General features: G+C 63.4%; 13 protein-coding genes and 5 tRNA genes. 7 read left to right on the top strand and 11 right to left on the bottom strand.

Annotated elements, in window-relative coordinates:
- Window positions 1-68: 68 nt before the first annotated feature.
- Both HMPREF1136_RS08170 and HMPREF1136_RS08165 read right to left on the bottom strand, forming a co-directional pair.
- Entirely contained in the window at window positions 69-1,094 is a 1,026-nt protein-coding gene (locus HMPREF1136_RS08170) for a lipid II:glycine glycyltransferase FemX (RefSeq protein ID WP_009648887.1), read from the bottom strand.
- Between the two features lie 126 nt (window positions 1,095-1,220).
- Window positions 1,221-2,498, bottom strand: coding sequence for a carboxylate--amine ligase (locus tag HMPREF1136_RS08165; RefSeq protein WP_009648856.1), 1,278 nt, complete (start codon window positions 2,496-2,498; stop codon window positions 1,221-1,223).
- Between the two features lie 71 nt (window positions 2,499-2,569).
- Between HMPREF1136_RS08165 and HMPREF1136_RS11065 the strand changes: the two genes are divergently transcribed.
- Both HMPREF1136_RS11065 and HMPREF1136_RS08150 read left to right on the top strand, forming a co-directional pair.
- Window positions 2,570-3,154: a hypothetical protein gene (locus HMPREF1136_RS11065; RefSeq protein ID WP_198002828.1), complete on the top strand. Its 585-nt coding sequence runs from the start codon at window positions 2,570-2,572 to the stop codon at window positions 3,152-3,154.
- Window positions 3,138-4,892: an alpha-glucosidase gene (locus tag HMPREF1136_RS08150; protein WP_009648880.1), complete on the top strand. Its 1,755-nt coding sequence runs from the start codon at window positions 3,138-3,140 to the stop codon at window positions 4,890-4,892. Before HMPREF1136_RS11065 ends, HMPREF1136_RS08150 begins: the two co-directional genes overlap by 17 nt.
- 91 nt (window positions 4,893-4,983) lie before the next feature.
- Here HMPREF1136_RS08150 and HMPREF1136_RS08145 read toward each other — a convergent pair whose 3' ends face one another.
- From HMPREF1136_RS08145 to HMPREF1136_RS08120, 6 genes are all read right to left on the bottom strand, one after another.
- The gene (locus HMPREF1136_RS08145) at window positions 4,984-6,648 is read right to left on the bottom strand and encodes a DUF5979 domain-containing protein (protein WP_034505476.1); all 1,665 of its coding nucleotides are present in this window, start codon (window positions 6,646-6,648) and stop codon (window positions 4,984-4,986) included.
- Window positions 6,649-8,258: 1,610 nt separating this feature from the next.
- Window positions 8,259-8,333: transfer RNA gene (locus tag HMPREF1136_RS08140), tRNA-Val, on the bottom strand.
- Window position 8,334: 1 nt separating this feature from the next.
- Window positions 8,335-8,405: transfer RNA gene (locus HMPREF1136_RS08135), tRNA-Cys, on the bottom strand.
- Window positions 8,406-8,439: 34 nt separating this feature from the next.
- A tRNA-Gly gene (locus HMPREF1136_RS08130) sits at window positions 8,440-8,512 on the bottom strand.
- Window positions 8,513-8,564: 52 nt separating this feature from the next.
- Window positions 8,565-8,636: transfer RNA gene (locus HMPREF1136_RS08125), tRNA-Val, on the bottom strand.
- Between the two features lies 1 nt (window position 8,637).
- A tRNA-Gly gene (locus HMPREF1136_RS08120) sits at window positions 8,638-8,710 on the bottom strand.
- Between the two features lie 154 nt (window positions 8,711-8,864).
- Between HMPREF1136_RS08120 and glgX the strand changes: the two genes are divergently transcribed.
- From glgX to HMPREF1136_RS08105, 3 genes are all read left to right on the top strand, one after another.
- A complete protein-coding gene (gene glgX / locus HMPREF1136_RS08115; protein ID WP_009648842.1) occupies window positions 8,865-10,976 on the top strand; it encodes a glycogen debranching protein GlgX in 2,112 nt (703 codons plus the stop codon).
- A gap of 129 nt (window positions 10,977-11,105) precedes the next feature.
- Window positions 11,106-11,645: a DUF3000 family protein gene (locus HMPREF1136_RS08110; protein ID WP_009648858.1), complete on the top strand. Its 540-nt coding sequence runs from the start codon at window positions 11,106-11,108 to the stop codon at window positions 11,643-11,645.
- Window positions 11,646-12,890: an HRDC domain-containing protein gene (locus HMPREF1136_RS08105; protein WP_009648853.1), complete on the top strand. Its 1,245-nt coding sequence runs from the start codon at window positions 11,646-11,648 to the stop codon at window positions 12,888-12,890. It abuts the gene before it with no gap.
- Between the two features lie 97 nt (window positions 12,891-12,987).
- On the opposite strand, the gene dxs is transcribed toward HMPREF1136_RS08105, so the two are convergent.
- Window positions 12,988-14,889 (bottom strand): 1-deoxy-D-xylulose-5-phosphate synthase, encoded by a 1,902-nt coding sequence (gene dxs, locus HMPREF1136_RS08100; RefSeq protein WP_009648850.1) that lies wholly within the window; start codon window positions 14,887-14,889, stop codon window positions 12,988-12,990.
- A gap of 132 nt (window positions 14,890-15,021) precedes the next feature.
- Here dxs and HMPREF1136_RS08095 point away from each other — a divergent pair, with 132 nt between their 5' ends.
- Window positions 15,022-17,022, top strand: a complete 2,001-nt coding sequence (locus tag HMPREF1136_RS08095; protein ID WP_009648863.1) for an alpha/beta hydrolase family protein — start codon at window positions 15,022-15,024, stop codon at window positions 17,020-17,022.
- A complete protein-coding gene (locus tag HMPREF1136_RS08090) occupies window positions 17,019-18,860 on the top strand; it encodes a chloride channel protein (RefSeq protein WP_009648875.1) in 1,842 nt (613 codons plus the stop codon). Before HMPREF1136_RS08095 ends, HMPREF1136_RS08090 begins: the two co-directional genes overlap by 4 nt.
- Here HMPREF1136_RS08090 and HMPREF1136_RS08085 read toward each other — a convergent pair.
- Together HMPREF1136_RS08085 and HMPREF1136_RS08080 are read right to left on the bottom strand one after the other, a co-directional pair.
- Window positions 18,857-20,206, bottom strand: coding sequence for a class I SAM-dependent RNA methyltransferase (locus tag HMPREF1136_RS08085; RefSeq protein ID WP_009648846.1), 1,350 nt, complete (start codon window positions 20,204-20,206; stop codon window positions 18,857-18,859). The genes HMPREF1136_RS08090 and HMPREF1136_RS08085 overlap by 4 nt on opposite strands.
- A complete protein-coding gene (locus HMPREF1136_RS08080) occupies window positions 20,203-22,272 on the bottom strand; it encodes an APC family permease (RefSeq protein ID WP_232204198.1) in 2,070 nt (689 codons plus the stop codon). The genes HMPREF1136_RS08085 and HMPREF1136_RS08080 overlap by 4 nt, the downstream gene beginning before the upstream one ends.
- Window positions 22,273-22,298: the final 26 nt, after the last annotated feature.

Below are 22,298 nucleotides of genomic sequence, written 5' to 3'. Positions count from 1 at the left end.
GTCTCCTTTTTCGATTCGTTCGAGAGCTTTAGTCGCTAGTGGGATTCTATCCCTGCTGACCCCGCCGTTCAGGAGCGGGCGTGCCAGTCCTTGACGGCTTTGGCCGCACTCAAGGCGCGATAGGTGCTCTTCTTAATGGGCATATCCCAGCCGCCGGGCACGTCTGTGAAGTGCGAGGCAAAGGCACTCTTGTACTTGCCGACGCTGTAGAGTTCGGGGCAACGCGGCGAGTGCGCGCCCATAAGATCGAATTCGCGCACGCCGTCGCGCGCCAGGAATTCGGCTGCCAGGAAATCCAAAACGGGGGGCTGGCGCAGGCGTCGGCCGGCCTCCGTGGAAGCACCATATTCAGCCTGTGCGCGAATGCCCTCAACCAGACAGAAGTCCCAGCACAGGATATTACCGTCGGCGTCACGCATCGAGAAGATGCGCGCGTGCTTGGGGCCGAGAGTCGTGAGCAGGCTCATGTAATAGTCCTTGGGGTGAGGACGGAAACCATCGCGCTCGGCGGTCTCTTCCATGACAGCGTAGTACTCGTCGATGACCTCGGCGGCGTTGGCTGTGTCCTCATGGAAGGTGATGCCTTCGGCTTTGCCCTTCTTCAGGCCGGAGCGGATCGAGCGCTTACCGGACTTGGGCATGGTGGCCAGAATCGCGTCCTCGGTCTTGCCGGAGGTGTCGATAACGACGGTGCGGTCGTAGGAGATGGTCTGCAGCGGCATGACCAGGTCGGGGTGCTGGTAGATGGCGTGCAGGCGCACGAAGACGACGGACTTGTCCCGCTCCTTGATCTCGCGCACCAGGTCGGCGCGCAGCGCGGCCTCACGTTCCGGGCTGGCTTCCTTCACCCAGGCAGGACCCCACTTGGCCCACAGGTAGTGCACGCCGCGCACCGTGTACTTGTAGAGGGTGATGAAGGCTACCTTGGTGTCGTCCTCGTACCAGGCGTAGCGTCCCCACACGCCGTGTCCCTGCGACTTTTCGAAGGTCTCCCACACGCAGGTCTGTTCGATCGGCAGGGAGCGGTCCTGGAATCCGGAGACTGCGGCAATCTTGTCTTCTTGAGAGATGGGCACGAGTGAGGTGGTCGTCATGGTGTCCTCAGTTTGTTCTAAATGTCTGTCGCGTGTAGGTAGGTGGTCAGTGTAGCAGGGGCTGCTCCCCCGTTGACGAGGTCCTGGCCGGGTCTCGGGTGCAGTTCCTTGGGGCGGGTGACCGCCTCAGTACGAGGTTTCGGTGGGCTTCGGGTAGTAGCGCGCGAACTTGCGGCGGTGGTTTTGCTTCTGAAGCCACACGGTCAAGTTACGGCGCGGGTCCGTCTCAGTGGGGTTCAGGAGCAGGTCGAAGCGGCGTCCCTCGCGGATGATGCGCTTGACGCGCGCACGCAGATCGGTGTCGATGATGTAGCGCAGGAGCAGCGAGTCGGGAACCAGCGTGTAGAGGATCTCGTCCTTGGCCTGCGTCTGCTCGCAGGCCTGGCCGTCGATGAGGTCAGCAACCATCGGGATCATGGGGTTGGCACCGGCGGCGGCCATGTACCAGTTGTTACGGCCAATACGGGGGTTAACCTCGAAGAAAACGGCGCGTCCATCGCGCGGGTCGATCTTGACATCGAAGTTCGCGAACCCACGGTAGCCGTTCTCGGTGAGGAGCGTGCAGGCGTCCTTCCACAGCGTAGGGAAGTTCTCAGTGATCATGGCGACAGGGTTACCGATCATAGTCGGAGCGTGGTCTTCGAGGAGCACGCGGGCCGAGCCGATGAGCGTGACTTCACCGCGCGAATCCACGTAGGCGGTGATCGAACGCATCGCGGTGTTGTCCCCGGGGATCAGTTCCTGGACGAGGAACGTGTCGCGGAAGCCCGCATCCTTCAGAGTCTTCCAGAGCTGAGTCAGTTCCTCAGGCGTGTCGATGAACCAGATCTTGCGCTTTCCCTCAAACTCGAGGACGTCGTAGGGTTCGCCGTTAGCGGCCTTGGCCACCACGGGGAACGTAAAGGGGATCTCCGGGGCCGCCCAGGCCTCGTCCGTGGCGTTGGAGAAGTCCACCTCGACCGTACCGGGCGTGTCGATGCCGGCGCGCTCGCAGGCGCGCGCGAACTCTGCCTTGTCAGTGAGCCTCTCCATGACCTCCAGGTTCGGGAAGGGCAGCGCGTAGTGGCGCGAAAGCTTGTCCATGTTGCGGGCCACGAACGCGGAGAAGATGTCATGGTTCGCCATGAGGATGAGTTTCTTGTCGGGGAACTCCCCCGCGATCATCATGAGCGTGTCGAGGAGCTGGGCGTCGGTGGCGTGTGCGCTCACGTGGCGGACATCGAAAAAGTGTGACCGTGTGATCGATTCGGTCGGCTGGGACCCCACACAGATGCAGCGGCACCCGAAGGCTTCATTGAAACAGCGGCCAATTCCGTATACGCCGAAGTCCCCTCCGATGATCACAGGAAGGATGTCCTGGCGGGGAGAGAGCGGACGTGGCCGAGTCAGGTAGTCAATCGTCATGCCACCAGCCTAGCGCCTGGTAGGATACAGAACGATCCCTGAGACTTGACTCACCTACCCGAAAGTCCATCATGAGTGCCCAATTCCCGCCCAACAATCGCCAGCCGTATCCGCGCCAGCCGATGGGCGGATACCAGCAGCAAGGCGGCTACCAGCAGGGCGGATACCAGCAGGCACAGCCTCAGCAAGGCGGCTACCAGCAGGGCGGATACCAGCAGGCACAGCCTCAGCAAGGTAGCTACCAGCAGGGCGGATACCAACAGGGCGGATACCAGCAGGGCGGATACCAACAGGCACGACCCCAGCAGGGCGGCTATCAGCAAGCAGGCCCACAGCAGCGCGGGTACCAGCAGGGCGGCCAGCAACACTACGGCGCGCCCATGCCCAGGCAGCCTCGGCCCGCCATGGCACCGATGGATGATTCTTCGGGTGACACTACGAGAAAGATGATGATCGCTGCGATTATCGCTGGCGTCTTCGTCATTACGCTGGTGTGCGGCTATCTGCTGAAGGACTACTTCTTTTCCGAAGTTGTTGTCTCGGAGGGTTCCTCTCACCAGACGACATCGGAAGCCGTAGCGAGTACGCAGATACATCCATTCGTCGCCTTCACGACGCCTACTGCCTCCTCAGGATCCCATGTTCCTGCGCTCTGATCTTCTGCCCGCCGCTCGTGTTGATGCCGACCCGTGGTGGAAGAACGCGGTCCTCTACCAGGTGTACCCCCGCTCTTTCCAGGACACGAACGGCGACGGGATTGGAGACCTCGACGGTATCTACCGTCGCCTCGAGTACCTGGCGCGCCTCGGGGTCGACATCATCTGGATCTCCCCCATCTATCGCTCGCCGCAGGCCGACAACGGCTACGACATCTCCGACTACCGCGACATTGACCCACTGTTTGGCGACCTGGCAGCCTTTGACACCCTCGTTGCGCGCGCCCACGAGCTGGGTATGCGCGTGGTGATGGATCTGGTAGTCAACCACACGTCGATTGAGCACCCGTGGTTCGTTGAATCGGCGTCGGGGCGCGAGTCTGCGCGCCGCGACTGGTACTACTGGCGTGATCCGCGCCCGGGCCTCGAACCGGGCACGCCAGGCGCAGAGCCGACGAACTGGGAGTCTTTCTTCGGTGGTTCTGCCTGGGAGTACGACCCAACCTCGGGCCAGTACTACCTCCACTTGTTCGCCCGCGAGCAGCCGGATCTGAACTGGGAAAACCCGCAGGTGCGCGACGCGGTCTACGACATGATGAACTGGTGGCTTGATCGCGGTGTCGACGGCTTCCGTGTCGACGCAATCGACGTTATCTCCAAGCGCCCGGGCCTGCCCGATGGAGGCCCCGCCCGTGCTCCCTTCGGTGTCGGTCACGAGTGCTTCGCTGATGGCCCTCGCCTGCACGAGTTCCTCCAGGAGATGCACGAGCGCACGTTCGCGCTCCACCCCGGCACGTTCACAGTCGGCGAGGCTTCCAATGCCTCCCCCGAGTCTGCCCTCCTGTTCTGTGATCCGGCCAGGCGCGAGTTCAATATGCTCATCCAATTCGAGCACGTGAACCTCGGTCAGGAGAACGGGAAGTTTTCCCCACGTCCCCTGGCTGACGGCGAGTTGGCCGACGTACTGACTCGCTGGCAGGAGACCCTGGGCGAGCGTGGCTGGAACGCCCTGTACCTGGAAAATCACGACCAGCCGCGGGCGGTGGCGCGCTTCGGGGATCCCCAGAACGCCTGGTTCGAGTCTGCGACCGCCCTGGCAACCGCGTATTTCCTGCAGCGTGGTACACCCTTCATCTACCAGGGCCAAGAGATCGGCATGCTCGGCGGGCAGTTCACCCGACCAACCGATTTCCGTGACGTCGAATCCCTGAACTACCTGCGCGCCCATACCGGCGATGATGTGCCCGCCGGTCTGGCGGCTATCTCGCGCGACAACGGACGCACCCCGATGCAATGGGATTCCTCCCCTAACGCCGGGTTCACGAGTGGAACGCCTTGGATCGACGTGCCTGCCTCGGCCTCGCATATCAACGTCGAGGCACAGCTGGAGGATCCCTCCTCCGTTTACGCGTACTACCGCGCGCTCATCGAGGCACGCCACCGAGTGCCGGCACTGACGGTCGGCTCCTTCGAACGTATCGACGCTGGCGATCCTGCCCTGTTCGTCTATCAGCGCTCCTGCGAGGGGTCCGCTGTTCTCGTTGCCGTGAATCTCTCGGGACGCGCAATCGTCCCGTCAGGCGCTCTCATCGACGAGGCCTTCCCTTCTTCGCGCTGGAACCTGTACCTGGGAAACACAGCGGATTCCTGCTCCGACACCGAGCAAGAAACACTGAACCCGGCCCCGGCCTCGTCCATGGCCCCCTGGGAAGCGCGCGTCTACCTGGCAGCACGCTAAGCGCTGACGGGTACTGAAGACGCCGACACGAGTGGGTGGGAGGAACATTACTCCTCCCACCCACGTCAGTTGTGCGCGTGCCGCGCAAGACTCAGCGGTGGCGACGCTTGGCTGCCACGAACGACAGACCCGCGAACGCGACGATTCCCGCCAACACGCCCAGCCCAGCGGCGTCGGTACCCGTCGACGCCAGGTTCGGCGTCGGCGACGGTGTTACCGAAGGAGTCGGGGCCGGGGCGGAGGGCGTCATCGAAGGGGTCGGGGCCGGGGTGGAGGGCGTCTCCGAAGGTGTCGGCGACGGCGTGGGGGCCAGCGTATTCGTCAGGGTGAGCGCGAAGATGTGGTCATCACTCAGTGTGAAACTCGCCTCTCGGTTGTCAGCTGCCAGCGTGACGCCATCGGCGGTCTCAAACACACGACTCTCCGCATCATTCCAGGTGATCTCGGCAGCCTCGGGCAGATCCCCCTCGGACACGGTCACCTCGGTGCCCGGCGGCAGTGGCGCAGGGTAGGTGTAGGTTTCGCCAGCCTTGATGGTCGCCTTGAAGGTCTTGTCCACCGTGGGGTCAGCGGTGTTCTTCAGCGTGATCTCCAGCGTATAGTCGAGGTCCTTCGCAGCTTCCGGCAGGTCACCCTCAACCTTCTTCGTCACCGAGAACGTCTGGTGAGCGTTGGCGTCTGCGACCGCACCGTAGCGCAGCACCTTCGTAATCGGGTCGACCCTCTCGCCGGGAACGTTGTAGGTCACGGTGTTGGAAAACTCGCCAACGACATCACTGGCTCGCTTAGCCCCCTCAACGCGGGCCGGCAGCAGGATGATCGCCGACTGATTGGCGGGGATCTCGCCGAGCGCGACCGTCACCTTGGTGGGCGTGCACTGGATCTGAGCAGCCGCACCGAATGCGCCATTGGACGTGTCCTTGTCACGGCGCAGGCCCTCAGAGGTGGTCGGGTCGGTCACGAGGTAGGTGTGAGTCTTCGTGTACTCGTTGACCGTGTCGCAGTCAAAGCTCCAGCTGGAGTCGGCGGGTGCCTCGTCGACAATGGATGCACCCGTCACAGCCGTGTCACCCGCAGGCAGCACGACGCGCCACATGATGGCTTTGTTCTCATCGCCGTCCTCAGAATCGGACAGGTTAATCCAGCCGTCCTTCTGGTAGCGGGCTTCACCGGGGGTACGGCGCGTCATCTCGAGATGACGCGTAGCCTTTCCACCGATCTCGACGACGTAGGTCTCGCCCCCGGGGCCGGAATAGCTGGCCAGGCCATACGTCGTGACCGTGCCGTACCACTGCGCAGCGGATTCGACCTTGTCGTTAAAGATGACGGTCACCGTCCCATCAGTGGCCCAGGTTCCGCAGCCGACGGCGACGTTGTCGTGGGAGTACACCGTAAAGGCACGCGCAACATTCGGGCGCAGAACGGTCTCGCCCGTCGCCTGATTGACGACATTCGCGTTGTAGGTGAAATAGTCACCGGCCTTCACGCGTCCCTCGGTCTGCCAAGGAAGTTTCACTCCCAGATCCCACCAGTCTCCCACGGCGTGGACCTCGTGCCCCGCGTGATCAACAAGCTGGGCGTTGTCCCAGTCCAAGGTAACCTTGTCGCTCACATTCATCACCGGTGCTGGACAGGCCGGCGCGTCGGCATGTGCAGGGACCGACGCGGAGACGATTTGTGTGACGCCAAAGAAACTCAATACCAGTGCACATATGGCAAGAAGGGCACCAAAGTGACGGTGCTTCAACGCAACCATAGAAAACTCCTGTCAACGGGATGCGCGACGATGTCGCTTCACACCCCGTCAGTGTAGGCCATTACCCTGTAATTAGGTCAAGATACGGTTCAAACACCGTCCCACAACCCCCAAAATTAGGATTCGTAAGGCGTTTTATCCGTGTATTTACGCCATTTATATTGCTAGTGTCAATTTTGAAAGTTCGGGCGTGTCGAAACGGCGGGTGCCGACGCGCGACCAGCACGAATGATCAACGACCGGGCACACCTATTTGACTGTACTAACCGACTGATAGGATTTTAGCCTTTCAGTCGCTCACAGATGATGATTATCCGGAATAAACGCCCTTACCAACCCATCAAACAAGATGGCCCACACGAGTGCGCCGCATGTCATATTCGCCCATTGTGCAGCAGAAACACCAGTCAGCCAGTCCCCCTTCAAGCTCGCCACATGCACCCAAGTTGGACAGCCAGAACACCCGCACAACTACGAGTGGTATTCATCACCCCATACAGTGCTAAACACACCCGGGAAACCTAGGCGTGGCCACCCAGCCGCCAGCAGATGGGTTAACGAACGCATGTGCTGGTCGAACCCACCTGAGAGATCCTTGAAATAACGTTGTTGCAATTCCAAGGTTTGGGGCTATTGGACACGTGGTGTTGCCGTGTTGCATCGCTAGATGTCGGGTCCGCGCACGGTCTGGTGCTCCACTCGTTGTTTGCGCTGTGGCCACGGGGTATCAGCTTTGGACCTGGCCACCGTTGGGCACTGGAGCTGCGATCTCGTGCCCTGTGGTACCCGGTGTCTGGGTGATTTGGGGGTCGTGGTGGCATGAGAAGCATCGAATCGACGCATCACCAGCACGCGCGGCACTCATAAGGAGCATGCCGCCCAAAGTGCAGACCACCTCGCCGAAAAACGGCAAAAATGGGCTGTTCTGGGTGAGGTGGTCTGCGATTTGGGCAAATCCGGGAACACGGCAAACACGACCACCCACAACAGCGACTTTCCCGCGCAACACAGCCGACAAGTCACCACCCCAGCAACACGATGTGTCCATCCTTCGGCTTATAGGACATGTCGTGTTGCTGGGTTCGTACCTTGCGCGCCTTGGTATGCCCTTCTCGTCCGCACGTGGGCCTACTATTCCGAGTCTGGGCTGTCTCATCCTCACGTGGACCCGCTATTCCGAGTCTGGGCAACCCCGCCCACGTACGGAACAGCGGGTTAACGTGCGGAACAGACGGCCCACGTGCGAAACAGCGGGTTCACATGCGGGACGCGTTGGAACCCAGGTCGCTGTCGCACACGGCCAATCCATGACGGATCATGGGGCACCCACACACAGGCCCGCGATGCAGCATTCACAGGAACTAGGCAAACACGACCACCTACAACAGCGACTTTCCCGCGCGACAAAGCCGAAAAGTCACCCTGCTAGCAACACGATTTGTCCATCCTCATAGTTGGTCCCAACCAACTAAAACACCGACTTTCCCGCACCAGCACAACGAAAAGTCAACACTCCAGCAACACGTAGTGTCCTATAACCCGATAACCCCGCAACATCACGCAGCATGAGGGAAAATACGAAAAAACCGGACCCTATGGTCCGGCTAATATGGTGGGCGATACTGGGATCGAACCAGTGACCTCTTCCGTGTGAAGGAAGCGCGCTACCCCTGCGCCAATCGCCCGAGGTGGGTACGGGATTCGAACCCGTGTATACGGCTTTGCAGGCCGCTGCCTCGCCTCTCGGCCAACCCACCACGCCCAATGGGATCGTGTGGATTCCCGATTGAGAGCGGATGACGGGACTCGAACCCGCGACCCTCACCTTGGCAAGGTGATGCTCTACCAACTGAGCCACATCCGCGTGAACCGCTTGTGCGGCTGGGCTAATGCCCGATAACCCCAAGGGGTTTCCGTGGGCGATACTGGGATCGAACCAGTGACCTCTTCCGTGTCAGGGAAGCGCGCTCCCGCTGCGCCAATCGCCCGAGCGGATGACGGGACTCGAACCCGCGACCCTCACCTTGGCAAGGTGATGCTCTACCAACTGAGCCACATCCGCGTTGTCTCCGGAACGTTTCCGTTCCTTGCAACGGGTAAAACCTTAACAGACCTTCCGGCGAGAATGCAAAACGAAACCACAGTAATCCAAGTCACATGCTCATTTTTGCCCGGATTATCACCAGTTGTGCGGTGTTCATGCCACCCTTATTCGTATGGAAACTCGACCTGGTAAGGCGTACCCGCTGGGCGCCACCTTTGATGGAACCGGCACCAACTTCGCGATCTACTCATCGGTCGCCACCGCAGTCACGCTGTGCCTGCTCGATGACGACCTGAACGAAATGCGCATCCCCATGACGGAGGTGGACGCCTACGTGTGGCATGTCTACGTGCCGCAGGTGCGCGCTGGCCAGCGCTACGGCTACCGCATCGACGGACCATGGGATCCCATGAACGGTCTGCGCTGCGACCCTTCCAAGCTCCTACTCGACCCCTACGCTAAGGCTATTGAGGGCCAGCTGAAGGATTCCCTCTCCCTCCTCTCCTACTGTTCCGACGATCCCCTCGTCCTGAAGGGCGGGGATTCCGCCGCCGCCACGATGCACTCCATCGTCGTCAATCCCTTCTTCGACTGGCAGGGCGACCACAGCCCGGGTCACGACTACTCGGAGTCGATCATCTACGAGGCACACATCAAGGGCATGACGATGCGCCACCCGGACGTGCCAGAAGAGCTGCGCGGCACCTACGCCGGTATGGCACATCCCGCGATCATTGAGCATCTGACAAAGCTGGGCGTCACCACGGTCGAGCTCATGCCAATCCACCAGTTCACGAACGATACGACGCTCCAGGCCAAGGGGCTGTCGAACTACTGGGGCTACAACACGATCGGATACTTCGCTCCGCACAACGCCTACGCGGCCAGCCGCGAACCCGGCGCACAGGTCTCAGAGTTCAAGGCGATGGTCAAAGCACTGCACGCCGCAAATATCGAGGTCATCCTCGATGTTGTCTACAACCACACAGCTGAGGGCAACCACATGGGTCCGACGCTGTCATTCCGCGGCATTGACAACCCGTCGTATTACCGCCTCGTGGATGGGGATCGCCGCCACTACTTCGACACGACGGGAACGGGCAACTCCCTGCTCATGAGTTCCCCTCAGGTCCTCCAGCTCATCATGGACTCCCTGCGCTACTGGGTGACCGAGATGCACGTCGACGGCTTCCGCTTCGATCTAGCCTCCACGCTTGCCCGCCAGTTCGCTGAGGTCGACCGACTCTCCGCATTCTTCGACCTTATCCACCAGGACCCGATCGTCTCGCAGGTCAAGCTGATTGCTGAGCCCTGGGACGTGGGCGCGGACGGCTACCAGGTGGGCGGCTTCCCTCCCCTGTGGTCGGAGTGGAACGGGAGATACCGCGACACGGTGCGTGACTTCTGGCGCGGCGAATTCTCCTCGTTGCCCGGCTTCGCGTCCCGTTTGGCGGGTTCCTCGGACCTGTATGGGACGACGGGCCGCAAGCCGATGGCATCCATCAACTTCGTCGTTGCCCACGACGGCTTCACGCTGCGCGACCTCGTGTCCTACAACGAGAAACACAACGAGGCGAACGGTGAGGGCGGCGCGGACGGCGCGAACGATAACCGGTCGTGGAACTGTGGCACCGAGGGCAACACGGATGACAAGGACATCATTGAGTTGCGCTACCGCCAGCAGCGCAACTTCCTGACGACCCTCATGTTCTCCCAGGGCGTACCGATGATCGCCCACGGCGATGAACTAGGTCGCACCCAGCGCGGCAACAACAACGCGTATTGCCAGGACAATGAGCTGTCGTGGATCGACTGGAACCTGGACAAGCACGACCACAAGCTCCTGCAGTTCACGCGCGACCTGATCCATCTGCGCCGCGATCACCCGGTCATGCGCCGCCGCCGCTTCCTCGAAGGGCCTGCCAAGCGTGGCGGCGAGTCTGAGCTGGGTGAGATCGAGTGGTTTACACCCGCTGGCACGCACATGACGGAAGAGGAATGGAACCAGCCGTGGGCGCGCTCAACGATGGTCTTCTACAACGGGGATGCGATTCGTGAACCCGATGCCGACGGACGCCGGATCCTCGACGACGATTTCCTGCTGCTGATCAACGCTGCGCCGGAAGCGGTTGACTTTACACTCCCCGACGCAAAGTATGGGTCCCTGTGGCACACGGTTGTTGACACGGCGGGCGACGATGACCACCGAGACTACCGCTCGGGAGACACCGTCCATGTCAGGCCACATACCGCCTTCATTCTGCGCAATCCGCGCGGCCTGTAAAACCTAGGGGTCATCTCGATACGTTGCAGGAAACACGTACCCGCTACTTATCGAGATGGCCCCGCGCGGCGCGTCTGTAACAAAAGACAAGATGACACCCGTACGATTTCAATCGTGAATGAGAACGCGGTGCCCGAGGACTTTGTTCGGGCCCTGCTGTCCCTGCGACAGGCCTCCCACCTGCCGCATATCCTCCTCGAGGAGGTGCCACCGCCTCGGCGGCTGGCTCCTTTTACAGCTGCGCTCGCGATGCGCACGATCGATGAGGACAGCGCTGGACAGCCTTTGTCGACTGGCCGCATGGTCGTGTTGCACGACCCTGTGGGCCAGCTCGGCTGGAATGGCACGTTCCGCATCGTGTGTCAGATGCGCACTCAGGTGGATTCCATCATGGCCGTCGATCCGATGTTGTCGGAGGGCGTGTGGGGGTGGATGCTCGATTGTCTTGACGGCGCGGGCGCTGGTTTCCACGACATCACGGGCACGGTCACTCGTGAGATGAGCGAGGCGTTCGGTGGACTGGAGCTGCGAGGCTCGTCCCTGTTTGTCGAGGTCCGAGCCTCGTGGACGCCCAATAGCGAGTATCTTGGGGAGCATCTATTCGGGTGGGCGGACGCCATGCGCAAGACGGCCGGCATCGTTCCTACCCGTCACCTCGAAGGAGTTTGAGTGCTGGTAAACAATGGCGGTGGCTTGCCGCAGGGCGATACGGATAACCCGGAGCTTATCGCTCAGCCACGTGGGGGGACCCCTGCCGTCATTGATACCCGAGAAGGCCTCGAGAAGGCCGCACGCGCGCTGGCACAGGGTTCGACGCCGATTGCGCTGGACGTGGAGCGCGCGCAGGGGTTCCGTTATGGTTCGGACCCGTATCTGGTTCAGATCCGCCGCGAGGACGTTGGCTCGTTCCTGATTGACACCCATGCGCTGCCGGATCTGTCGGTGTTGCAGCCCGGTGTTGAGGACGTGTGGCTGCTGCACGATTGTCTGCAGGATCTGCCGAATCTGCGTCAGGTGGGTCTGCGTCCGTCCGCTCTGTTCGACACGGAGATTGCCGCTCGCCTCGTGGGTTTGGAGCGTTTCGGTCTGGCGGCGGTGGCTGAGCAGGTGTTGGGCTTGGGCCTCGTGAAGGATCATCAGGCATCGGATTGGTCGGTGCGCCCTCTGCCCAAGGAGTGGCTACGCTACGCGGCGCTCGACGTCGAGCTGCTCACGGAGCTGTATTACCGCCTGTCGAAGCGCTTGGATCAGATGGGGCGTTGGGAGTGGGCGCAGCAGGAGTTCGCGCACGCACTCAGCGTCAAGCCGCCGACCGCGAAGCCTGATCGGTGGCGTTCCCTCCCCGGGGCCGGCAAGATCCGTTCGCGCCGAGGTCTGGGTGTCCTCAAGGCGCTGTGGGAGACCCGTGAGTCAATCGCGCGTCGTATCGACATGTCCCCGGGGCGTCTGGTACGTAACGCGGCGCTCGTACGTGCGGCGTCGAATCCGCCTCGCAACAAGCGTGCCCTCATGTCCATCAACGAGTTCCGCTCCCCCATCGCCCGACAGTACGAGGATGAGTGGATGCGCGCGCTCGCGTCCGTGGCCGCTTTGACCGAGGACGAGCTGCCGCCCAAGCGCAAGCCAGTGCAGCCCGGCTCGATCCCGGAACCGCGCCAATGGGTTCGCATCGACGAGGCCTCGGCTGCGCGCCTGGGAGTCGTTCGTCGTGCGGTCGCCTCGGTGGCGGCCAGCGTGGGGCTGGCACCCGAGGTGGTGCTGGCTCCGCAGGTGCAACGCTACCTCGCGTGGGCGCCCCTGGATCCTTCGCGTCCATCCGGTGACGAGGTCGAGGAGCGTATGGTGACGCGCGGAGCCAGGGACTGGCAGATCGATCTCACACTCGACCCGGTGTGTGACGCACTCGGCGTCTGAGGGGTCCGCTCGACGCATGGGTATGTGTGCGGCGCGTGTGCGTCGAAGCCCCACCATTCGCTGATCCATTCGGGTCGGCTCGCCCGAGTAACGTGCGTCAGCGCGCTGCGACCACGCTCACGAGGCCGCGAGCCGTCGCCTCAATGCCGTCCGCGTCGTAGCCAAAGTCAGCGATCATCCGGGAACGTTCCCCGTGCTCGGGGAATCCCTGGGGGACGCCGAGGCAGCGCACGGGTATTCCAGATTCCGCGAGAGCGTCGCGCAGCGCCCAGCCGAAGCCGCCGTGCACGATGCCGTCCTCGACCGTGATCACGGCGTCGTAGTCGGCGGCCATGTCCACCAGACCGGACGAAATGGGGATGAGCCAGCGGGGGTCCACGACGGTGACGCTGATGCCGTCTGCGGCCAGTCGTCCCCCCGCCTCAATGGCGTCGGGCGCGCATGCTCCGGTTCCCACGATCAGTACTTTGGCGGGTGAGGACGGGCAGGCCTCGTCGAGGAGAACATCCACTCCCCCAACGCTGCGCAGCGCGGGCATCGGCTCAGGCAGGGCACCCTTGCGGTAGCGCAGGACGGTGGGCGCATCGCCGACGTCGAGTGCTTCACGCAGCTGGCCGCGCAGCGTGTCCTCGTCGCGGGGTGCGGCAAGACGCAGCCCGGGGATCAGCGAGCACATCGCGATATCCCAGACGCCGTTGTGGGATGCACCGTCCGCCCCCGTAATTCCCGCTCGATCAAGGACAAGCGTGACGCCCGCCTTGTGCAAAGCAATGTCCATGAGAAGCTGGTCGAAAGCGCGGTTCAGGAATGTCGCGTACAGGGCGACAACGGGATGCGCACCCTCGTAGGCCATGCCTGCAGCGGAGGCGACCGCCTCAGCCTCCGCGATGCCCACATCGATCACGCGACCCGGGTAGGCCTCGTGCATGGGACCCAGACCAACCGGCAGCATCATCGCGGCAGTAATCCCGACGATATCCGTGCGCGTCGCGGCCTGGGCGCAGATCTCGTCCGCGAAGACGCCGGTCCAGCCAAAGCGTTCAGGGGCGACGGGCAGGCCCGTCTCCGGGTGAATCGGGCCAACGGCATGGAAGCGATCAGCGATGTCTTTCTCGGCGGGCTTGTAACCGCGTCCCTTCTCCGTGATGACGTGAACGATAACGGGTTCTTCGAGCATCCGCGCACGACGCAAAGCTGTCTCCACGGCGGCGATATCGTGCCCATTCACAGGACCGATGTATTTGAGGCCCAGATCCTCGAACATGACCTGCGGCAAGAGAGCATCCTTGAGTCCAGTCTTCAGGCCGTGCAATGCATCGTAGGCGGCGCGCCCCGGCGTCCCATGGCTGAGAAGATGTTGCTTACCCCACGCAAGCGCCTTCTCGTAGCCGGCGGAGGTGCGCAGCGCGTCCAAGTGGTCAGCGAGGCCGCCGATAGTCGGAGCGTAGGAGCGACCGTTGTCATTGACGACGATGACAATGCGACGGTGCTTCGAGGCCGCGATGTTGTTGAGAGCCTCCCACGCCAAGCCACCCGTGAGCGCGCCATCACCGATGACACCGACCGTCCACGTGCGTTCCCCATGTCGGTGTTTCTCGCGTGAAATCCCGTCCACCCACGCCAGCGACGCCGAGGCATGGGAGGACTCCAACACGTCGTGCTCGGATTCGGAGCGCGACGGATAGCCCGACAATCCGCCCGGGCAGCGCAGCGAGGAGAAATCCTGGCGCCCCGTGAGCAGCTTATGCACGTAGGCCTGATGCCCCGTGTCGAAGACGATCGTGTCCTGGGGGGAGCGGAACACGCGATGCAAGCCAATCGTCAGCTCGACGACACCAAGGTTCGGGCCGAGGTGACCGCCCGTGCGCGACACGTTGTCGATCAGAAAGGCGCGGATTTGCGCCGCCAACTGATCCAGCTGTTCCCGCTCGAGGCGACGCAGCTCCCGAGGGGTGGTACAGCGCGACAGCAAGTCACGCGTGCTTAGTGCTCCAGACATGGCTTCTAGTGTAGATGCCCAGCGTCTCACCTACAGATCAAATTATTCGCGCACGGGTCCCGATGCACGCAGGCCCCTAGCGGGCGCATTAAGATAGGAGTATTGGCTCGCCATACCGCTCAAGGAGGCACTATGTCCGTTACCGTCGCACCCCACGGCGTCTGGAAGTCCCCGATCACGGGCAACTCGTTCACTGCTCGATCCGTCACTCTATCCCAGGTTCGCGTGGACGGGCCAGATACCTACTGGGTGGAGGGTCATCCGCTTGAGGGCGGGCGTGGCACACTCCTGCGCCGTCGGAGCACCGGTGAGACGGGAGAGGTCTTGCCGCTGATCGACGGTGTGCGTCTGCCAGACATTGGCACCCGCGTCCATGAGTATGGCGGCAAGGCGTACGCGGTGCACCACGGCGTCATTGTTTTCTCGGATCGCACCGACGGACGCGTGTACGCCTTTGATACGGCGGAGCCGCGCCGCGGCATACGACCGCTGACGACCCTGTCTCAGGTTCGTTACGGCGACTTCTGGATTGCCGACGTGCGTGGCCTCGTCTACGCGGTGGCCGAGGATCACTCGGGCGAAGGCGAACCCGTCAACTCCATCGTGGCAATTCCGCTGGACGGTTCGGCGGCCCGAAATAACGACGCCATCATTCCCGTCTTCGGCGGGACCGACTTCGCGCAGGCTCCAACGGTGTCCCCGGATGGCACGAAGCTGGCATGGATCTCGTGGAACCACCCGAACATGCCGTGGACCTACTCGCAGCTGCACGTGGCGTCCCTGACTTTTGAGGGCACCATCGACCAGGAGGTCGTCCTCGTCGATCAGCCGGGCGTGTGTGTCTACGAGCCGCGTTGGACGCTCGACGGCGAACTCATTCACGTGGATGATGCCTCCGGCTGGGCGAACCTGTACCGCACCCAGGGCTTCACGTGGAAGGACGGCGAGGACCCGAACGCGTGGACGTCGCGTCTGCGTACCCGCGCCCTGCACCCAGGCAAGCGCGCGTTCTCACACCCGCACTGGCATCTCGGCCTACACTCCTACGACAACTTCGATAACGACTACCTGGTGTGCTCGTGGGCCGAGGACCAGGTGTGGCACATCGGTACCGTGCGCATCGACAACGGCATGACCGAGGAATGGGCGACCGGCTGGTGGCCCATCGGTAACGTCGCTGCCGCTGACGGCCGCGTCGTCTTCCTGGCTGACTCCGCCACGCACACGCCGGCGATTATTGAGGTGTCGCGCGGCAAGACGAAGGTGCTGCGTCCTTCTTCTGAGGCCGAGGTTCCCACCGCCTTGGTCTCCACCGCTGAGATGATCACGTGGAAGACCTCGGACGGTGAGGAAGCGCACGGCTTCTACTATGCGCCCGTGAACCCCGACTTTGAGGCTCCCGAGGGCGAGCTGCCCCCGCTCATTGTCAACGTGCACGGTGGCCCGACCAGCGCGGTGCGCCCCGGCCTGCAGATACCTTTCCAGTACTGGACTAGCCGCGGTTTCGCTGTCCTGGACGTGAACTTCCGTGGGTCGACGTCCTTTGGTCGCCCCTACCGTGAGCGTCTCAACGGAAATTGGGGCGTCATGGACGTTCAGGATTGCATTGACGGCGCTCAGTACCTCATCGACCTGGGCCGCGTCGATCCCCGACGCATTGCTATCCGTGGACGTTCGTCCGGCGGCTTCACCGTGCTCAACGCGCTCGCCTCCTCCGATGTGTTCACCGCTGGCGCTTCCTTCTCAGGTATCGCGGACCTGGCGAAGTTGGCGGAGACCAGCCACAAGTTCGAGTCGCACTACGACGGTATTCTGCTTGGCACGTTCGACAGGTCGGATCCGGTGTGGACACAGCGCTCGCCGATCAACCACGTTGCGGAGATCACGGCCCCCCTGCTGCTCCTGCAGGGCACCGCAGACCCGGTGGTGCCTGCCTCGCAGGCACAGGAAATGTATGAGGCTCTACGCGCTAACGGCAGCGCTGTCGCCCTCAAGCTCTACGAGGGTGAGGGACACCGCTTCCGTTCGGCCGTCAACATTAAGGATGCGCTGCTGTCGGAGCTGGCCTTCTACCGGACCGTCTGGGGCATCGACACCGATAACCCCGTTCACGTGGAGATCGCGAACCTGTGACACTCTCATCGAAGTCCCCGCAGTCCGACCACTCGGCTGCGGGGACACGCGTTCGCGTCGGCCACACGGTCGCCGCCCATCGGTCCTTGCTCGGCGTGGCCGCCGCGCTCGTCGGCGCGGTTGTCGGCGCGGCAGCGGTCCTGTTTAACCTCGCGATTCGCGGGTGGACGTGGGTGTCGACCGGCTTCGACGAGTACACGACCCACATCGGGCAGTCGCACGGCGTCTGGGGCTGGGCACCGTGGCTGTTCCTGCTGCTGTCCCCCGCCATAGCAGGCTTCATCTACGGGCCACTTATCCAGCGCTACGCACCATCCGCGAAGGGCCACGGTATCCCCGAGGTCATGCTCGCGGTGCGCCGCAAGGGTGGGCTCATCCCCGGGCGAGTCGCGATCGTGAAGATCCTGGCCTCGGCCCTCACAATCGGCTCCGGCGGTTCGGCAGGCCGCGAGGGACCCATCGTCCAGGTGGGGGCATCGCTCGGCTCAACCATTGCCTCGTGGATGCGTATGCCTGTCTCCCGCGTCGTCCTTCTTGCCTCCTGCGGGTCGGCGGCGGGTATCGCGGCAACCTTTCATGCGCCCTTGGCGGGCGCGGTTTTCGCCCTCGAGGTCATCCTCGTCGAGTTCACGGCTGAGACCTTTGGCTTCGTCGTTCTCTCAGCCGTCACCTCCTCCATCGTGGCGCGCCTCCTACAGGGTGACGAGATGGTCGTGCGCGTCGCCGACAACCTAGCCTTCGCGTCCATGTCGGACATGTGGTGGGTGGCCCTCCTCGGTCTCGTTGCGGGACTCTGCGGCCTCGGTTTCTCGAAGATTCTCTATGCCTCCGAGGACGCCATTGACTGGGTATGGGCGCACACGCGCCTGCCCGAGTGGGCGCGCCCGGGCGTCCTTGGCTTGCTCCTGGGCGCTGGCCTCGTGGCTTTCCCGTACATGTACGGGTCGGGCTATCCGCTGGAGGAGGAGGCGATCGCGGGCAACTACTCGATCGGCTTCCTGTTGGCGCTCATGGTGGGGCGTGCGCTGTACACGTCCTTCACTATCGGCATGGGCGGCTCGGGTGGCGTGTTCGCCCCGACGCTGTTTATCGGCGCGATGGCTGGCGCTGCTTTTGGGGACGCGCTGTCGCCTGTGACGAATTCGCCAGTCGGCGTCTTCGCTGTGGTGGGCATGGGCGCGGCCTTCGCGGGTGCGGCCCGCGCGCCGATGACGGCGGTGCTCATCATCGTGGAGATGACGGGGCAGTTCTCGTTGATTCTCCCCATGATGTTGGCGGTCGTCATTGCGACGGGAGCCTCGCGTTTCCTCACCCGCGCGACGATCTACACGGAGAAGCTGCGCCGCCGCGGCGACGTTCTTGACGATCCTGTTGAGGGCACGCTGCTGGGTACGCGCGAGGCCTCGCAGTGGATGATCGCAGCCCCGGAGGTCCTGGCCTGCACCCGTTCCGTTGCCTCCGCGCTGTCGGCGCTGCGCCGCACGAAGGAGACCGCTCTCCCGGTCGTCGATAATGAGGGGCGCTTCGCGGGCCTCGTGTCCTCGCTGCGCCTGGCCGAACTCACGCAGGAGGGCGGTTCGCTCGACGCTCCCGTCTCGGATCTGCCTCTCATCGACGAGGCCGTGGCGGCCTCCGCTCCCCCATCCGAGGTTCTCGGGGCGCTGAGGTCCACCGGCTTGCAGGCGTTGCCCGTTCTGGATGAGGATCGCCGCGTGGTCGGTTGGGTGTCCGAGCGCGACCTGGTGGATCGCATGTACCGCGATCAGCGCCGCGCTATTGCTGCCCGCACGCAGACCTCGTGGGGGTCGCGCATACAGGAGCGCAGGAGGAGCCGCTAGCGGTGAAGGACCGACACCATCTCCACGTGGTGGGTGTGTGGGAAGAGGTCCCAGGCCTGCAGTGATTCGAGCTGGTACCCGGCCTCGGTGAGGGCACGCAGGTCGCGCGCGCCCGCCGCCGGGTCGCACGAGACGAGCACGACGCGCGGAGTACCCGTGGCCGCGATGGCCTGGCAGACCTCGGCACCAGCACCGGCGCGCGGCGGATCAGCCACGACTACATCGGGCACGGCTCCCAGCTGGCCCGACAGGTCGACGACGCCCTCGTGATCCACGTTCCCGGCGAAGGCATCCACCCAGTCGAACGCGGCGAGGTTCTCTCCGGCGTCACGCACGGCACCCTCCTCGCCCTCAAGCGTCGCAACACGACCGGTCTCGCCGACAGCGCGCGCGAGCGGCACGGAAAACAGGCCCGCGCCCGAGTACAGTTCCATGACCGCGCGACCGACCCCGGCCTCGTCGACGCCGAACGCCGCAGCCAGAACGGCGTTCGCGAGCACCTCGGCACCGCGCACGTGCGTCTGCCAGAAGCCGGAGGGACGCACGTAGTAGGACTCCTCCACGCCACCGACGGGCACGTTCCAACGCAACACATCGGCGTCAATACGCACGCCGTCGGCTGCGTAGGTGTCCTCGCCGATCAGGACAACGGGATCGCCGCCGGAAGGGGCCACCGCGCGCACGCGGTCCCCCGGTTTCCACAGGCGTCGCCACGGCGTCCCTTCATCGAACAGGCCGAGTTCACGGATCGCTGGCACGGCCAGCGGCATGTCCTCGAGTGCGATCACGCGTCGGCCGCGGAACTCATGCATGCCGGCGCGGCCCGCCTCGTCGATGACGACGTCGATGCGCGAACGGCGACCGACCAGCTTATCGTTCGGATCCTCATCCCCTGGCGCGGGCGCGACACGCACTCCCCCGAGGGCATCCACGGCCTCGGCCAGGGCCTCGCCACCCACGCGGCGTACCTGCCCGGCGATCACGCGGGACTTCCAGGCGCGCTGGGCGACCGGAGTCAGGTGCGCGAGTTCACCACCGCCGACACCTCCGGGACCTGCCTGAGGCCAAACGGACTCCACGCGATCTTCGGAGGCGGAGAGGACCTCGACGGCATCCGCCCATGCGAGCTTCTTCTGGACGGCGGTCACGCGCGCACGAACGATCTCGCCGGGTGCCGCGTGGCGTACGAAGACAACGCGTCCGTTCTCGTCACGGGCGACGCACGCGCCGCCGTGCGCGGGTTCACCGACGGTCAGCTGGAGGATCTCACCGACCCCCTCGCGGGGCTGCGTGTTTGCGGGGCGACGACGCTGAGAAGAGCGGCGACGGGACGGACGGTGACTCATGAGGACTCCTCAGCGGTGTCATGCGCATTAGCGGGCTGCTCAGCATGGGCATTCGACTCAGACGAGGTCGGTGCTCCCACGCGCAAGAACGGATCGTTGACGCGCTGACGCCCCTCCACGACGTCGTCCTCTCCGAGTTGCCAGGGCACGATCGTAATGACCACGCCGGGCACGTCCAGGAGAGCGGCCCGCAGGCGCAGACCGGACTGGTTGTGAACCAGGTTCTCCCACCAGTGGGTGACGAGGAACTGGGGCATGTAGACGACAAGCATCTCGGTGGGCATCGCGCGACGGCGACTGCGCACGTACTGCAGGATCACCGAAGCGATGTCACGGTAGGGCGCAGACAGGAGAGTCAGCGGCACGGGCACTCCCGAGGCACGCCACTGACGCAGCATCCTGTTCTCTTCCTCGTCGTCGGCGACGACCGAGACGAGTTCAATGGACGTCGGTGAAGAAGCTCGGGCGGCCGCGATAGCGCGCATCGCGGGGCGAGACAGGGAGGAGACGAGGACGAGGGCGCGCACGCGGGTCGGAAGAGCACGGCGCGCGTGCCAGTCATCAACCCGCAGCTGCTCACGGACAGTCTTATAGTGGCGATGAATCGAGATCTGACCACAGAACGCAACGGCGATCATCAGCAGGGTGATCCAAGCACCGTGCGTGAACTTGGTAGCCAGAACGATCAGGAGAACCGCGCCCGTCATCATGAAGCCGACGATGTTGACGGCGCGCGAGCGCAGCACACTCATGCGTTCCTGACCCGACTGGCGCGTACGCAGCTGCCTATTCCAGTGCTTAATCATGCCCAGCTGCGAGAGCGTGAAGGAGATGAAGACACCGACGACGTAGAGCTGGATGAGGCGTGTGGTCTGTGCCTGGAAGCCGACGATCAGCGCGATCGCCGCGACGGTGAGCACGACGATGCCATTGGAGTAGGACAGGCGGTCGCCGCGACGCACCATCTGGTGAGGCAGGAAGGAGTCGCGTGACAGGACCGAGGCCAGGGTTGGGAAGCCGTTAAACGCAGTGTTTCCAGCGAGCACCAGAATGAAGCCGGTGACGACGGTGACCAGAATGAACAGCACGGATCCGTGCCCGAACACCGCGGAAGCGATCTGTGAAATCGCGGGGTCAACAGGGGTCTTCTCAGGGACAGGGGCACCGTCGAGAGTCAGCTGCGCGGCCGGGTCTTCGACGATCTTGACGCCCGTGGCGCGAGCAAGCACGAGGATTGAGATCATCATGGAGGCCGCGATCATGCCCAGCATCGCCAAGGTTGTCGCGGCATTGCGGGATTTCGGGCGACGGAACATGGGCACGCCGTTCGAGATAGCTTCGACGCCGGTCAGGGCCGCACAGCCCGAGGAGAAGGCACGCATGAGCAAGAAGGCACCCGCCAGTCCGGCCAAGCCGTCGGCATGTCCGGGGGCCGCCACGAGATCGTAGGCAGCCGTGGGGGCAGTACCTAGATGGCCCGTCGCCATCTTCGCGAAGCCGACGACAACCATGAGACCGATAGAAAACATGTACACGTACGTGGGCACAGCAAAGGCGCTGCCCGCTTCACGGGTACCGCGCAGGTTGAGCGTCGCCAAAATGATGACGAGAGCAACCGCGATGGGGACCTCATGACCGAGCAACGATGGCACGGCTGTGGTGATGTAACTGGCACCCGAGGAAATCGAGACGGCGACCGTCAGGATGTAGTCGACCAGCAGAGCCGAGGCCACAAGTAGTCCCCAGGAACGCCCGAGGTTCGTGGTCACAACCTCATAATCGCCGCCACCCGACGGATAGGCGTGGACAGTCTGCCGGTAGGAAGCGACCACGACTGCCAGGACGAGGGCAACCACAACGCCCACCCACACGGATTGGACGGCTGCCATGCTTCCGGCGAGCGCCAGCGTTAAGAGAACTTCATCGGGTGCATAAGCAACCGACGACAGCGCGTCCGAAGCAAAAATCGGGAGGGCAATGCGTTTGGGGAGAAGCTGGTGACCCATCGCGTCCGATCGCATCGGGCGCCCGATGAGCACGCGCTTCGCGTAAGCCAACAAGTTCATCACGAATGTTAAGCGTAGTCCACCTG

This window comes from Actinomyces sp. ICM47, from assembly GCF_000278725.1.
GTDB lineage: Bacteria > Actinomycetota > Actinomycetes > Actinomycetales > Actinomycetaceae > Pauljensenia.
Note: the sequence above shows the minus strand (reverse complement) of the source record. Positions and strands in the feature narration are given on the sequence as shown.